The following is a 15,809-nucleotide window of genomic DNA, read 5'->3' as shown; positions in this document are numbered from 1 at the left end:
GTCACGCACCCCGCAACCGCGCGGCCAGCAGCGTGGCATCGTCCTCGGTGGGCCCGTGCACCAGGCGGGCGAGGACGGTGTCGAGTACGTCCTCCAGGGGGCCGTCCACGTCAGGGGCGAGGTCGGTCAGGCGTCGCAGTGAGGCGTCGATGTCCATCCGGCGCTGTTCGACCAGACCGTCGGTGTACAGCAGGAGCACCTCTCCGGGCGGCAGGGGCACGGTCACCGCCTCATGCCCTCCCAGGTCGGTCCCCAGCGGCGGGCCCGCCGGAACCGGCACCAGGTCGGCGTGGGCCCGCCGGTGCAGCAGTACCGGCGGAGGATGACCCGCGCTGGCGATCGTGCAGGTGCCGGCGCCGGGATCGATGAGGGCCAGCAGACAGGTGGCCACCCGTTCGACGCCGATGCTCGCCACCCGGTGGTCGGCCTCCTCCAGGATCCGCTCGACGGGGGCGCCGGAGACGGCCAGGGTGCGCAGCAGCGAGCGGTACTGGCTCATGGCGACGGCCGCCGTGAACCCGTGGCCCATCACATCACCCATGACCTGGAGAGTGAGGCCCGACGGCAGGGTGATCGAGTCGCACCAGTCCCCGCCGACGAGCGCGCGGCTTCCCGCCGGCAGGTACCGGCAGGCGAGCTCGATGTCCGGATGAGAGCTGCGGGGCTCGGACAGCAGTGCGCGCTGCAACTCCAGGGCCATGGCGTGCTCGAGGGAGTACTGGCGGGCGTTGTCGATGGCGACGGCGGCGCGGGCGGCCAGATCCTGCGCCACGATCACGTCCTCGTCCGTGAACGGCGCCGAATCGCCCGCCCTGCTCAGGTGAACGACGCCGACCGGATGCCCCTTGGTCGGCAGCGGCACGATGAGGAGGGAGTGGACCTCCGCGGCGCGGAACACCTCCAGGTTGAACTGCGTCCGCACCACCTTGAGCAACACGTCGTCCGTGATGAGGTTCCCCATCCAAGGGCGGCCCGTGTCCAGGCACTTGCGGGTCGGTGAGTCACGGGGGACGTCGAAGTAGTCGCCGGCCCTGCCGACCGGGCCCAGACGCCGGTCGATGTCCGGGCCTCCCGCGGACGCCCGGATGCGCAGTCGTACGACACCCGGAGTCGGCGGCGGCGCGTCACCGGACTCCTCCTCCAGCGTGCACACGGACGCCTTGTCGGCCAGGCTCGGCACGACGAACTCGGCCAGCTCGGCACAGGTCTTCTCGAAACAGAGCGTGGTGCCGACCCGGGTGGCGGCGGTGTCCAGCAGCGCCAGCCGCTGATGGGCCTTCTCGACGTCGTCCAGTTGCTGGCGCAGCCCGCTGACCTCCACCGCGATGCCGCACAGGCCGAACACCCGCCCGTCGTCCTCCAGTCGGTGGTAGACCGCGCTCCACTGCCTGTGCCGGAACGGTGAGGGGGCCGGTGTCGTCCCCGTGACGGACAGCGTGCGAGGCCGTCCGTCGTCGAGGACCATGCGCAGGGTCTCCTCCGAGCGGCGGACCCCCGGCAGCACTTCGGCCATGGTCCGGCCGTGGAACGCCGAGGGCGGCACCCCGCTCATCCGGGCCATCGCGGCGTTGACGTACCGGTAGCGCAACCGGTCGTCCAGGACAGCCACCGCGGCGGGCGTGCCGTCCAGCACGTTCCGCAGGATCCCGTACTCGCGGGCCTGCTCCACCACGTCCCCGGGCGCATCCGCCACGGCGGACAGCAGCAGGTCCTCAGTGCCTGAGAAGAGCCACTTGAGCGGAAGCCGGTCAAAGCCCACGCCGGATCCTCCTCACCCGCACCCTGACGAGACCCGCACCCTGACGAGACCCGCACCCTGACGAGACCCGCACCCTGACGAGGTCATGCCTCGCATCAGTCTGGCTCAGTCACCCATTCGCCGCACCCGCAGGGCGTGGCCGTAGCGGTAAGGGCCGGCTGCCGATGGCGCCCCTCCTGTGGAGCAACATCCCGCCGGGAGCCGGACGTCCGCTTGCGACCGACTCGGCACCGACCTAACGTCACGAATGTCGGATTACACGACAAGACCGACATTACTCTCATGTCGGTCTTCCCTTTGGTGGCAGTGAAATGGAGCATTCATGTCGGTGATGACCGGTACCCAACCCCTGCAGCAGGTCGGCCAGCAGGCCGGCCCGCAGCAGATCGCCCAGCTGGTTCAGCAGACCATCCAGCAGGCGTGCCAGCAGACGGCCCAGCAGGTCGCCCAGCAGGTGCAGCAGACGTTCCAGCAGATCCAGCAGATCCAGCAGCAGCTCCAGCAGCGGCCGGAGCTGGCCCAGCAGGCCCACCCGTACCTGGCCATCACGCTGCACCGCGCGCTGGCCGGGGCTGTCCGCCACGCGGTGGAGCAGTCCGTGCAGCAGGCGCTGCCGACGGCCATCGTGTCGCTGCTCCAGCAGAGCCAGCAGGGTCAGCAGCAGGGTCAGCAGTCGTACGGCGGCCAGCAGGGTCAGCAGTCGTACGGCGGCCAGCAGGGTCAGCAGCCGTGGGGCGGCGGGTTCGGCCAGATGGGTCAGCAGTCGTACGGCGGCCAGCAGCCGTTCGGCCAGCAGTACCAGCAGCCCGGCTTCGGCTTCGGCCAGATGGGCCAGCCGTTCGGTATCGGCTGACCTGTAGGGCGGCGTGATGCGGTGTGCCCGGAGCGGTTCCCGGGCACACCGCATCACCGTGCAGGCGTGAGCCGCCCCGTCGCCGGATCAGAAGCAACAAGTACGCACACATTCGACGTAGGCGTGGTGAAGGTGGACGTGATGGTCAAGGAAAGGCCCGGAAACAACCGCGCGAGCGGGTCCGAGGGCGGCGGCGCGGGCGGGCCGGAACCCGAGGGCAGGAAAGCGGAGCCGCGTGAGAAGGGCGCGCGGCCGGCGCACCCGGTGCAACGGCGCCGCGAGCGGTACATGGTGACACCGCTCCCACAGCATCTGCTCCCCCCGGGAGTGCCCGCACTCAGCATGGACGCGGTGTGTGACCGGCTGGACCGGATGCCCGAGGTCAAGGTGACCCGCAGGCTCCAGCCGTCGGAGAAGCTCCCGTCGTCCGGGCTGCACCCCTCCTGCCCGGAGATCGCGGTCGTCGAAGCAGCCGAGTCGCAGGTACCGGCGATGCGATCGCTGCACGTACACATCGAGCCGGACCTGCCGCTGTCCGGAACCGGACCCATCGCTCCCAACGCCACGGTCACCGCGGGGATCCTGCCGCTGCGCGATCCGGGTCTGGTCGTGCCGCTGGACGAACCGGTCGAGATCTCGCTGCGGGTGTGCGGCCCGGAGGGCGAACCGCTGGCCGGCGCGGGAGTTTTCCTGATCGGGTCGTCATGGCCGGGCCAGGGCATCACCGGGGACGACGGGAGGGTCACCGTCGCCCTGGCCACGGAGACCGCCGAGTCCGTTCAGTCCCTGTACGTCCGGCCCGAGGGCGGTTACCTGGACTGCTGGATCCCCCGCCCGGACCTGTCGGTGACCCGGGAGAACCAGGTCACGCTCACGCCGCTGGGCAAGGTGTCCCCCGGACTCGACGAGAGGCAGCAGTACGGGTGGGGGCAGCAGGCCATGCGCCTCGACCGGCTGCCCCCCACGTTCCGTGCCTTCGGGGTCAAGGTCGCGCTCATCGGTTCGGGCGTCGCCTCCGAGCACCCCGATCTGAAGGAACGGGTGCGTGCCGGGATGAGCATCGACCGCGGCGCGGAACTCGGCTGGGACCGCGACAAGGTGGGCACCGGTACCCACGCGGCGGGCATCATCGCCGGCGCGGACACCGGCACGGGGCTCATCGGCATCGCGGTCGACGCCGAGATCGAGGTCTGTCAGGTGCTGCCCAACGGCTGCTTCAGCGACCTGATCGCCGCCTTGGACCACTGCATCGAGCACGATGTCGACGTCGCCCATATCGCCGTGGCGGCCCCGTACTCGTCGGCCCTGGTCTCCCGCAAGCTGGCCGACGCCCACGCGGCGGGTATCGCCTGCTTCGCCCCCGCGGGCGACACGAGCGGCCCGGTCGCCTTCCCCGGCTCGCTGCCCACCGTGTTCACCGTGGGCGCGCTGGGCGTCCTCGGCTCCTACCCGCCGGACACGTCCCAGGCCACCCACTTGGGCATGCAGCTGACGCCGGAAGGGCTCTTCGCCGCGCCGTTCAGCTGCTACGGCTCCGGGGTGGACGCGGCCGCTCCCGGTGTGGCGGTGCTGTCGTGCGCCCCGCGGGGCGGATACACGGCCCTCGACGGAACCGGCACGGCCTCGGCCCATGTCGCCGGTCTCGCCGCCCTCGTTCTCGCCCACCACGAGGACTTCCACGGCCAGTTGTTGCCTCGTGGCCAGGGCCGGGTGGAGCGGCTGTTCAACATCATCGCCGCCAGCTGCCGCCCGCTGGCCGCCCCGGGCACCCTGGAGGCGGCACGGGTCGGGCGCGGCCTGCCCGACGCGCTCGTCGCCCTGGGCCTGGCCCCCGGAGTGCAGCTCGCTCCGGCCTTGTCCCCCCACTCTCCGTCCCTGGCCGGTTAGGCGCGCGTTCTGACGGACGACATCGAAGGGCCCCACCGTTCGCGGTGGGGCCCTTCGACGTCGTGGGTGCCCGGTGATCCCACCGATCAACTCTCTTCCGTGTAGGCATCGTTGTCCGAACAGAAGGTTTCGTGTTCCACTGATTCTTTTCTGGCACATCGGTCACCGGTCGTCCGGTCACCCGCTCCGGGGCGGGAGAGCTCTCCATGGGGGGTCCGTGTGTGAAGACCTGGGGTTCGAGAAACTCCTCAGCGAAGAGGGCTTCTTCGCGCGCCTGTTCGCGCGGTCACCGTCGGGCGCCGGCCGGGATCCGCTGTACGGCCCCGACCTTCCCGTCGTGTTGCTCACCGGCGGCCCGGGCATGGGCAAGGGGCGGCTGCTGCGCGCGGTGCGGGACCGTTTCGCCACCAAGGTGCCGGTGATCCATCTGGACTGCGGCTCGCCGGTGTACGCGGGCCGGGCGGCCCCGGAGCCGGACGCCCGCTCGGACGCGACCGAGGTCCTGGTCGAGGTCGCCCGGCGGCTGTGCACCTGGCAGGGGACGGGCGGCTCGTTCGCCTTCCCGCGTCTGTTCACGGGCCTCGCGATGATCGCCACCGGCGTCACGGCGGGCACCCCCGCGGCGGTCGCGGCGGAGGTCGAACGGTACGAGGAACTGCCCCAGCGGCAGCGCCTGCCCGGCCTCGGGGCAGGCGGCTTCTGGCGGGGCGTGCTCCGCGGAACCATCCGGAACCTGCTGACGACCCTGTCCGGGCAAGTGCTCGGCCCCTACCCGGCGGCGGTGAGCAACGCGCTGCTGGACGGCCTCTTCGAGAGCTTGGCCCCCCGGGGCAGGGCGGAACTGGAGCGGATCTACGGCGCCTATCCCGGCGCGGCCGGTCAGCCCCAGCACGGACTGCGCAATCTCGCCGCCGACTTCCAGGCCGGCGGCGAGGCCAGGGAGCTGGCGGAAAGCTTCCTCTTCCGGGCGCTGCGCGAGGACCTGGAGGCGGCGTACGCGTCGGCGTCCGGCTGGCTGCGCCGGGTCGGCCGCCCCGGGCTGCTGCTGGACCACGCCGAGTCGCCCCTGGGGGAGCGGCTGCTGCGCGCCGTACTCACCGACCGCCGGGGCGGGCAGCGCGACCGAGTGGTGGTCGTGGGCACGGCCCGCCGGGCGGACGGCGGCGCCTTCCTGTACGGCGGCCTGCCGCCGCGGGAGGTGCCCGTGGCGGAGTTCCGGCCCGCCGACGGCGGCCCTCCCGCGTGGTCCCGGCGCACGGGATCGGGAGCGGACCAGGCACCGCCGGCCGACGGGGTGCTCCTGCTGCGTATGCCGCTGCTCACCGGCGACCAGCTCCGCCGGGAGACCGAGCGCAGGCAGCGGCGCGCCGAGCCGGAGGGCGGCACGAACCGCCGCCGTATCGACTCCGCCGTGGCCCGGCTCAGCGGCGGACGACCGCACACCGTGATCCGGCTGGCCGCCGCTGCCGCCGCCTTCCGCATGCCGGCCGACGCCAATGACCGGGACATCCTGGACGCCCCGCTGCGACTCCCCGGCGACGGCGCCCCCGAGCGGCCGGTGGCAGAGGTGCTGCTGCGGGAACTGGTCCTGGACCAGCTGCCGGTACGGCTGCCGGACGTGCACCGCGACCAGTGGCTCGACCTGCTCACCCACCTGTCGGTGGCACACGACGAGGAGTGCGCGGACGTCCTGCTCCGCCATCATCAGGCGGGCCGTGTCCACCACTTGACGGCACATCACGTGTCACAGCTGCTCATCGACACCGGGTGGCCCAGCTGTGAACGGCACTTCATAGGGGACTTCGGGCTGCGCCAGCTGCTGGTGCACCGGCTGTACGGGCTGCGCCCCGGCGGCGCCGCCTGGTACGCCGACCACCACCTGCTGCGGGACCACTACGCGGAACGCGCTCAGGCCGACGAGGACGTGCCGGGCGGCGGGGCGTTCCGCTCGCTCACGGCGCACCGGATGAACCACCACCTGGTGTCCGGCGGTGCGGACGACGTCGTCGGCCATCTGGCCGCCACGCTGCCCGGCCGCCCCCGGGAGTGGTGCGCGGAGCTGCTGGAGATCGCCCAGGCGCCGTATCCGGGCGGAGCGGACGCCCGGCGGGAGCGCGCCCAGGGCCTGGTGGCCGCGGACGGACCGGCGCTGCGCCGCACCGTCGACCAGCTGCTGCACGCGGTGTGGCTGTGCGAGGAGCGGACCAGGCCGACCGGAAAGGAGATGGCCGACACCCTGGCAACGCTGCTGGGCCGCCTGTCGATCATGGAGTTCGCCGGCGCGGGACAGCTCGGCAGGACGGCCACGGAGTGGAGCGGCCTGGCGGAGAACGAGCGGCCGTTGCTGCGCTGCACCTGCACCGAACAGCTCGGGCGAAGGAGGTAACGGGGATGCCCAGATGGAAGAAGATCCTCTACGCGCTGCTGGCCGTGGCGATGGCCGTGGCGGGCGGCTTGTACGCAAGCTCCGTACTCCAGAAACCGGACACCTGCAGCGACGGGATCGAGAAGATCGACGGCGAGTGCGTCGGCGTCGACGGCGCGGGCTACGACTTCGGCACACCGGAGATCCGCGACGTGGCCCGGGCCATCGCACGCGAGAACGAGCGGATCGAAGGCCAGCCGTACGCCACGGTGGCGATGATGCTGCCCCTCCAGTCGGACAAGCCGGCGCTGCGCCGGCAGATGCGCAGCGACCTCCAGGGCGCGTATCTGGGGCAGCGGCAGGCCAACGAGGGCGAGGGTGAACCGCCGAGGATCCGGCTGGTGCTGGCCAACCCCGGTCGGAACTACGGGCAACAGGAGAAGGTCGTGGACACCCTTCTCGAGATGGCCGACTCGCCCAAGGACCGCCTGCGTGCCGTCACGGGCTTCAACCTCAGCCTCGACGCGACGGAGGCGGCCGTCAAACGCCTGACGGAACACAAGATCCCGGTGCTCGCCTCCCGGATCAGCGGGGACCGTATCGCGAACAAGGACGCGGCGGACGGCATGGCGCGGCTGCGGTTCCCCGGCCTGGCCCGCATCATCCCGACCAACCACGACGCGGCCCAGGCGCTGGCCAACTTCAACGGCGAACGGGGCCGGGAGAACCTCAGGACGGTGCTGGTCTACGACAAGCGCCCCGACAGCTACAACGAGTCGCTGGCGAAGGCGTTCAGCGGGATCAAGGAGAAGGGCCCGGCAGGCCCCGCCGCGATGTCCTTCGAGTCCCCGTCGATCGACGAGCCGGGCTCGACCGGCAACCAGTTCACCCAGACGGCCAACAACATCTGCGACTCCGAGGCCGACACCGTCTACTTCGCGGGCCGCACCCTGCACCTGCGGATCTTCGCACTCAAACTCGCCCAAGTGGGCTGCGAGGACCGGCACTACACCATCGTCAGCGGCTCCGACGCCGCCTCGCTGCGGCAGGACATGTCTCAGAAGGACTGGGCCCAGCTGCGCGGCGAGGACGGCAGGCCGAAGGTGACGGTGCAGTACGCCGCCCCCGCCCACCCGGACGCCTGGACGGCGGAGCTGGCCCGCTGGAACAGGAACTGGTCCGCGGCCCACGACCGCAAGCCCACGAACGCGGAGCTCCCCCAGTACCTCACCGAGCCCAAGACGGCCCTGGACACCCTGACGAAGCGGATCGAGACCACGCGCGGCGAGGGCGTACCACTCGGCTCCACCCCGAACCTGGAGGACTCCCGCACGATGCTCGTGTACGACGGCCTCGTCACCATCAGCAAGGCACTGCACCAGACGCAGAGCGGCGGCGCCGAGGCGGTACCCACCCGCGAGGACGTCGGCAGGCAGTGGTCACTGCTCCAGTCCCGCCACCGGGTGCGGGGCACGAGCGGCCTGATATGCCTGACCAGCGGCGGGAACGCGTACGACAAGCCGGTCTCGGTCGTCGAGCTGGATCCGGGGCGGGAGGGCGACGGGAAGCTGAAGTTCGTTGGGCTGGGGTGGCCTACGGGGCGGGAGCAGCCGAGGAACTGCGTGATTCCCAGTGGCACTTCCTGACTCGGGCGCCGGGCTGGGGCTACCCGGGCATGACGCCCTGAATGCGGGAGAGGGTGAAGACGCGTTCGTCGTCGCGCAGGTGGCACCAGGCATACAGGTGGGGCGGGTCGAGATCGAGCTCGCTGAGGGTGCGTACGGTGCGGTTGCCCGAGGCGGCGACGTATTCGATGGTGACCGGCCGGCCTTCGTCGATGGCATGGGCCAGCTGACGGACATCGGCGAGGGAGAGCAGACGCGCGTACCCGGCGACGATCTCCTCGGTGTCGGTGCCGAAGGGGACCCCGCCCGCCGGATCGGGTTCCGGTGTGATCGCCGGTGCGGCCCGCAGCCTGGTGGCCAGGCCGCTCAGGTCGACGGTCGCGGACGCCTGCGCCCGGCGGGCGCTCGGGTTCCGTCCGCCCGGGGTGCCGCCGGGCGGACGCGGGGGCGGGACCGGGGCGGCAGCGCGGTGACGCCGGGTCTTTTCGACGCGTACGGTCCCGTCCGCGGCCTCGGCGACGGGGGCATAGCCCGCGTCCCGGAGTGCGGCGAGGGTCTTGTCGAGCGGAGTCCGGCTGACCAGTACCGTCGGTGCCAGCTGACGTAGGCCGAGGCCGGCGAGCTTCCGGTGGGCGGCGAGTTCGGCGAGCAGGGCGGGGTCCTCGCCGTGGACCACGCAGGCCGCGGGGGCGACGCGGACACGGCCGTGGCGGCGCGCGGTGTCGTGGATCAGGTACGACAGCGGCTGCGGGAGGGCGCCGACGGCCACAGCGGCCAGATCGGCCACGACGGCGTCGGGCGTACGGCCGGTGTCCAGGGCGCGGCGGACGGTGCCCGGGCTGAACCGCCATACCGATGCCGTGCCGCCGACCTCCCGGTCCGCGACGGTGTCCAGGAGCGCGGCGAGGTGGGCCGAGGGCGTACCGGTGACGACGGCGGTGAGGTCGGCGCCGAAGCGGGCCGCCCTGGTGGCCGTCGGCAGCAGCTGCTGACAGGCCGCGGGAAGTGCTTCCGCGTCGTCGGTCCGCAGCGCGGCACCGATCCGGGACAGGGCGCCGCGGGCGATGACACCGAGCAGTTCCGCTTCGCGGACGACGGTGGCGAAGGGTGTGGTGTCCTGGGGGAGCTGATGGACGAGCGGACGGAACCAGGCGACCAGCGGCCCCAGTTCCGCGGGGTCCTTCACCCCCCGGTCCGCCGGGAGACGCGCCGCGGCGGTGAGGAGCCCCTGCCGGGCTTGCGCACAGCCGCCGCAGGGCGGTGTTCCGGCGAGTGCGGAGAGCGCCTTGCCGTCTTCGTCGCGGGACTGGGTCGGGGTGAGCGGCAGTGTCCACCACGCCCGCAGAAGCACGGTCAGCCGCTCCGCCGGTTCGCGTTCCGCCCAGGCGTCGTAGCCTTCCGTCGCCGCGACCTGGCTGCCGTCCCGGGCGAGCAGCCCGGCGGCGGACGCCGTCTCCAGAGCGAGGCGTACGACGATGCCGTCGCACTGCGCCGCCTTGCCGATCCGGGACAGCTCACGTGCCCCGACCCCGCCGGACTTCAGCAGGCTCGGCGGAGAGGCGGAGCACGTCGCCAGCACCGATGCGGCATGGGCGGCGAACGCCGTGGCCGCTGCCGCCGCCTCCCGGTCCACGTCCGCCGAGGTGACGGGCGTCGTACGCGCGTCGGGCGGGACGGGCTCGAACGGGGCGCGCCAGTCGGCTCCACGCAGCGCGAGCGCCACCTCGGCCGGCATACGGGCCGGTCCGTACCGGTGACGGTCCTGTACCAGCAGTCCCCTCTCCAGCGCCCAGTGCGCACCCGGCTCGGAGTCGGCCCGCGGGACCCCGAGAATGATGAACTCCGCCTCGGACTCGGCAGGTTGTCCGGCCGGGTGACTCGCTCGCCGTTCCAGCAGTTTCCGGGTGGCCGCGGGCGCCCCCGCCACCACCGCGGCGACCCGCTCCGGATCGCTGTGGTGATCCACCAGGGCTGCCAGCCGCTGCCGTTTGGCATTACCGGGCGACTGGACACCCAACGCCACCAGCATGCGGCGCAGTTCCTCCGAGGTCGTGTCCGCCAGCAGCCGGGCGAGCGGCGCGTCCAGCCCCAGCGGCGAGTCCCACGCCTGCCGCAACGGCGCCGCCATGTGCAGCAGCCCTTCGCCGTCCGGCCAGACCAGCGCGTGATCGGCCAGGGCGTCGAGGGCCGCGTCCAGTCCGCGAGCGCTCTCCGCCCCGCCCGCGTCCAGCAGATCGGCCAGGGCAGCCCGCGGCGCCGGTCCCAGCACCGCCAGCGCCTCGGCCACCTGCAGTTGAGGCAGCGCGAGCCCGGACAGCACCAGCGCCACCGAGCCCGGGCGCTGCAGACGGTCCGCCAGTTCACCGAACGACCGCGGCTCCGGCGGCGACACGGCGTCCGCGCGAACAGCGAGGACGCGCTCGAGCCGGGGGCTTTCGAGACCGCTCAGCCACGCGGCCAGGCTTGATCCGCTGGGCTTACTGATGGGAACACCTCACGAGAACGAGCACCGTTGGTTTCCGGACAGGAAGTGGTGTCCTGCGCTGACACCAGGATGGCGCATACCGGGGGACGCCCGCGCCTGGAGCAACAGAAACCCGCGTGGGGCGTCGAAACAACACCGTGGTGAACCGTTGGCCAACGCCGTACCCTCCCTCTGATCAATCAATGACTCCGTGGGGGGACATCCATGCGCGCAACCACGCGCCTCACTCTGCTCGGCACCGGCATCGCGCTGGTCGCCACCGCATTAAGTGCCACCGCCGCCCAGGCAGAGGATGGCGGCGAGGGCAACATCACGATCGACAAGGTCGTCGTCAACGGCGGCAAGCCGGTCGTGGTGGGCACCACCAAGGTGGTGTCCGCCAAGGTCTCCGTGACCGCGTCGGACGATTCGGGCATCAAGGAGAACACGTACATCAGCGCCTTCGGTCCGACGCCGAACTACGACCAGATCTGGTACGACGACGGCGAGATCACCTGCGTCAAGGTGAGCGACACCACCTCGACCTGCACGGGCACGCTGACGTTCGACCCGCAGGGGGGCTCCGCCATCAACGGCAACAGCGCGGCGGGCACGTGGCGGCTCAGCACGCTGGTCTCCGCCCATGACTACGACTACATCCACCGGGACGCGGCGACCACCTTCAAGGTGCAGCGCCACTCGACGCTGACGGTCAACGCCTCGCCGGAGCCGGTGAAGAAGGGCAAGGCCATCACGGTCACCGGCAAGCTCTCCCGGGCCAACTGGGAGGACAACAAGTACCACGGCTACACGAACCAGCCGGTGAAGCTGCAGTTCCGCAAGAAGGGCAGCAACACCTACACCACGGTGAAGACGATCAAGTCCAACTCGACGGGCAACCTCAAGACGACCGTCACCGCCTCCACCGACGGCTACTTCCGCTACAGCTTCGCGGGCACGTCGACGACTCCGGCGGTCAACGCGACCGGCGACTTCGTGGACGTCCGATAGCCAGATCCCGGCGGCAGCTCTCTACCATGCCGACCTGAGGACCAGTTGTGCGGATGCCTCTGCGTTCGTAAATTCTCGGCGAACTCTTCTACAACCTTTCATCGCATGTGTCTGTCTGGTTAACGCAGGGATGTTCAGGGGTTGATGAAGAGGAGCTCAGAACGTGACCGTGCGTTCCTTTGCCCGGCGGATGCGACCGCGAGTCGAGCGGAAGGCCGCCGAAAGGGTGTGGCAGCTGCGCACCATGCGGCGCCGCCGCAGGGCAGCGGTCACGGACCCGGTGCTCCGCCCGGTGGCGGTGCGCGGCCAGCAGCTCTACGGACGGGTCGTGACCCGGTTCAGCGCTGCCGAGGCCGCCGCCGCCAACCTCGGCCTGGTCGTCGCCGCGCTGGAGCAGGAAGGTATCCCGTACTTCCTGGTACCGACCTCGCGTACGCGCCACACGGTCGGCGTGAACGCCGTCGACCGCGAGCGCTTCCTCACCACCCTCGAGGCGCGGAACGCGGGCAAGGCGGTGTTCATCGGCAGGCCGGTGACGGGCGGAAAGCTCAAGAATCCCGCGCTGTTCATGGACGGTGTGCTGCCGACCCCGCTGCGTACGGCGCCCATCCTGCGGATCGGGGAGAACCACCTCGGCCCCTCGGGCCAGCTGCTCGCCGGGCCGGAGCTCGCCTGCGACGTCGAGTTCTGGGAAGACGGGGCACAGATCCTCGCCTCCGACGCCGGACCTCGCCGACTGGCCAAGGTGCAGCCGCAGGCGTCCGAGGACATCTTCGCCGAGTCCCTCGTCGCGCCGCGGAACAACGGCATCACGGACGTACTGCCGGCCTCCGAGCAGACGCCGGCCGCGGTGCGGGTCGGCGACCGGGAGCTGCCGAGCTTCGTCCCGCTCACCCTGCCGACCGTGAACGACGTGACCTTCCCCGTCGACGTCGTCTACACCTGGGTGGACGGCGAGGAACCGGAGATGCGCGCCAAGCGGGCCCGGTATCAGGAGCGCGGCACCGCCGAGATCCTGGACAAGGAGATCAACGCCTCCCGCTACACCAGCCATGACGAGCTGAAGTACTCGCTGCGCTCGCTCGCGATGTACGCCGACTTCGTCCGGCACATCTACATCGTGACCGACGGCCAGAAGCCGCACTGGCTCGACGACCGGGCCCCGGGGATCACGGTCGTCGACCACCGCGACATCTTCCCGGACGGTGTCCTGCCGGTGTTCAACTCCCACGCGATCGAGACCCGCCTGCACCACATCCCGGGCCTCTCCGACCACTATCTCTACTTCAACGACGACGTGTTCGTCGGTCGCCGGGTCACCGCGGAGCACTTCTTCCACGGCAGTGGCCTGATGAGGATCCCGGTGTCCCCGCTCAAGATAGGCGTCGGCAAGCCGCACGCCGAGGAGACGGCCACCAACTCCGCCGGCAAGAACGTGCGCCGGCTGCTGCTGGAGAAGTTCGGGCGGATGACGACGAACAACTTCATGCACACCCCGCTGCCGCAACAGCGCGAGACACTGCGGGCGCTCGAGGAGCTCTTCGCGGAGGACGTCCGCCGCACCACGGCGTCCCGCTTCCGCTCCCCGCAGGACATCGCCATGACGGCCCCGCTGCTCTACCAGTACGCGCTGATGACCGGCCGCGGCGTGCCCGGGAAGTACAGCTTCCGGTACGTGAACATCAGCCGCCCGGACGCCGAAAGCCGCCTGTCCGATCTGCGCCGCAACCGCCGCTTCGACTTCTTCTGCCTCAACGACGTCGATGTGCCGCCCGAGGAGCGGGAGCAGGTCGGCGTCCGGATGAGCGAGTTCCTGGAGGAGTACTTCCCCTTCGCCGGCCCCTTCGAGAAGCAGAAGTAACGGGTCCGGGGGCATGGACATGGGGGGCATGGACATCCGTCACCGCTTTGGAACGCCGCGGGGCATCCGGGCGGTCCGGGACTTTCTGACGCGCCTGAGCCTGTGGCTGTCGGCCCGGCTCTGGGCGCTGCGTGCGGCCCGATCCCGACGGCGCCTGCGGGCCGCCGTCCCCGGACTGCGCGGGGTCACCTTCGGACCGACGCGGCTGTACGGCCGTACAGTCGCCGGCTACACCGCCGCGGACGCCGCCGAAGCCGATCTGGAGCGGGTGTGCACCCTGCTGGAGGGGCTCGGCGTCCCGTACTTCCTGGTCCCCGCCGACCACGGGTACGGTGCGCCGCGGCAGATCATCGGCGTCGAGGAGACGTACCGCGGCGCGGTCCTCTCCGAGGGCGCGCCGCGTTTAGCCGGCACCGTCGGGTATGTCGGCGCCGTCGGACCGGACGGCACCGTGACGAACGCGGCACTGTGGGCCGACGGCAAGCTGCCGCGGGCGCTGCGGCGGGCCGCGGTGCTCCGCACCGGCGTGGTGCGTCTCGGCCCGAAAGGGCAGGTCCTCACGGGCCTCGAAACAGGCTGCGACATCGAGTTCTGGCGCCACGGCCGGGACCTCGCCACCACTGCCCCGGCCACGGACCCTTCCTGGCTCACCGTGCCCGGCACCCGCTTGCCGGACGTCTTCGGCCCGGCGCTCGTGGCGCCGCGCCGCAACCCCGTGTCGGAGGTGCTCCCGATGGCGGCGCAGCGGCCGGCCGCGGTGGCGTGCCGCCGCCGCAGCGTGCCGACGTTCGCCCCGTTCGCCGGGCCGGGCATCGACGAGGTGCGCTTCCCCGTAGACGCCGTGTACACCTGGGTCGACGGGGACGACCCGACGATGGCCGCGAAGCGCCGCGCCCACCAGGCCCTCTCCGACAACACCATCGCTGCGCGCGAGACCGGCGCCTCCCGCTACACCAGCCATGACGAACTGAAGTACGCACTGCGCTCGCTGGAGATGTACGCCGGGTTCGTCCGGCACGTCTACCTCGTGACCGACTCCCAAATCCCCGCCTGGCTGGACCCGGACGCGGAGGGCCTGACCGTGATCGACCACCGGGACATCCTCCCGGCCGACGCGCTCCCCGTCTTCAACTCGCACGCGATAGAGAGCCGACTGCACCACATCCCCGGCCTGTCGGAGCACTACCTCTACTTCAACGACGACGTCTTCATCAACCGCCCGGTACGCGCCGAGCACTTCTTCCACGGCAACGGCATAGCCCGCATCCCGTTCTCCCCCCTGAAACTCGGAGTCGGCGCCCCGCACCCCCTCGAACCGGCCCCGAACTCCGCCGGCAAGAACGCCCGCGAGGTGATCAGGCGCTTCCACGGCAGACACATCACCAACAAGTCGCTGCACACCCCGCACCCCCAACTGCTGTCCGTCATGCGGGAGATGGAGAGCCTCGGCATCGAGGAACTGGAGCGGACCTCCTACTCCCGCTTCCGCTCCACCTCCGACGTGGCTCCGGCGTCCACGCTCCACCACCACTGGGCGATCGCGACCGGCCGGGCCGTCCCCGCCGACTACCGCTTCCGCTACGTCCAACTGGGCACACCGGACATGCGCCGCCGCCTGGCCCGCCTCGCGGCCGGCGAGGACGTGGACTTCTTCTGCCTCAACGACGTGGACACCGCCCCGGCGGCCAGGTCGGCGGCCCAGGCCGCCATCCACACCTTCCTGGACCGGAAGTACCCCTTCCCGAGCCGCTTCGAAGGAGCGGCCCGGGCGACCTCGCGCCCGGTCCTGCCACCGCTTACGGCGCGTGTTCCGCCGCAGCCGATGCGGGAGGGGGCGCGGGTTCGGGATTGAGGGTGCGCGCATCGGGGCCATGGGGAAGTGGCTGTCTACGACGAGACCGGCAGGTCTCACAGTGGAACGGTTCGGCGTCCGCCTGCGTCGTCCCTCTCCGGGGCACGGTGGCTGTGACCCGGAAAGGGGAGA

The 15,809-nt window shown here is 71.3% G+C and carries 9 protein-coding genes; 7 read left to right on the top strand and 2 right to left on the bottom strand.

Features of this window, described 5'->3' with window-relative positions:
- Position 1 precedes the first annotated feature (1 nt).
- A complete protein-coding gene (locus tag Q4V64_RS25055) occupies positions 2–1,759 on the bottom strand; it encodes a SpoIIE family protein phosphatase (protein ID WP_124440871.1) in 1,758 nt (585 codons plus the stop codon).
- Positions 1,760–2,081: 322 nt separating this feature from the next.
- Between Q4V64_RS25055 and Q4V64_RS25050 the strand changes: the two genes are divergently transcribed.
- The 4 genes from Q4V64_RS25050 to Q4V64_RS25035 all read left to right on the top strand — a co-directional run bounded on the left by Q4V64_RS25050 (position 2,082) and on the right by Q4V64_RS25035 (position 8,510).
- On the top strand, positions 2,082–2,612 hold the full coding sequence (locus Q4V64_RS25050; protein WP_124440872.1) for a hypothetical protein: 531 nt from the start codon (positions 2,082–2,084) through the stop codon (positions 2,610–2,612).
- 141 nt (positions 2,613–2,753) lie between these two features.
- A complete protein-coding gene (locus tag Q4V64_RS25045) occupies positions 2,754–4,499 on the top strand; it encodes a S8 family serine peptidase (protein WP_303711622.1) in 1,746 nt (581 codons plus the stop codon).
- Between the two features lie 217 nt (positions 4,500–4,716).
- On the top strand, positions 4,717–6,885 hold the full coding sequence (locus Q4V64_RS25040; RefSeq protein WP_124440873.1) for a hypothetical protein: 2,169 nt from the start codon (positions 4,717–4,719) through the stop codon (positions 6,883–6,885).
- Positions 6,886–6,890: 5 nt separating this feature from the next.
- A complete protein-coding gene (locus Q4V64_RS25035; protein ID WP_172629250.1) occupies positions 6,891–8,510 on the top strand; it encodes an ABC transporter substrate-binding protein in 1,620 nt (539 codons plus the stop codon).
- A gap of 19 nt (positions 8,511–8,529) precedes the next feature.
- On the opposite strand, the gene Q4V64_RS25030 is transcribed toward Q4V64_RS25035, so the two are convergent.
- Positions 8,530–10,881: a helicase-associated domain-containing protein gene (locus Q4V64_RS25030; protein WP_303711621.1), complete on the bottom strand. Its 2,352-nt coding sequence runs from the start codon at positions 10,879–10,881 to the stop codon at positions 8,530–8,532.
- A 297-nt stretch (positions 10,882–11,178) separates the two neighbouring features.
- Between Q4V64_RS25030 and Q4V64_RS25025 the strand changes: the two genes are divergently transcribed.
- The 3 genes from Q4V64_RS25025 (at position 11,179) to Q4V64_RS25015 (ending at position 15,677) form a co-directional block, all read left to right on the top strand.
- Positions 11,179–11,964 carry a calcium-binding protein gene (locus Q4V64_RS25025; RefSeq protein WP_124440875.1) on the top strand — a complete coding sequence of 262 codons (786 nt, stop codon included), beginning with the start codon at positions 11,179–11,181 and terminating at the stop codon, positions 11,962–11,964.
- A gap of 163 nt (positions 11,965–12,127) precedes the next feature.
- Positions 12,128–13,825 (top strand): stealth family protein, encoded by a 1,698-nt coding sequence (locus Q4V64_RS25020; protein WP_124440876.1) that lies wholly within the window; start codon positions 12,128–12,130, stop codon positions 13,823–13,825.
- Positions 13,826–13,853: 28 nt separating this feature from the next.
- Positions 13,854–15,677, top strand: coding sequence for a stealth family protein (locus Q4V64_RS25015; RefSeq protein ID WP_124440877.1), 1,824 nt, complete (start codon positions 13,854–13,856; stop codon positions 15,675–15,677).
- Positions 15,678–15,809: the final 132 nt, after the last annotated feature.

The organism is Streptomyces sp. NL15-2K, from assembly GCF_030551255.1.
Taxonomy (GTDB): Bacteria; Actinomycetota; Actinomycetes; order Streptomycetales; family Streptomycetaceae; genus Streptomyces.
Note: the sequence above shows the minus strand (reverse complement) of the source record. Positions and strands in the feature narration are given on the sequence as shown.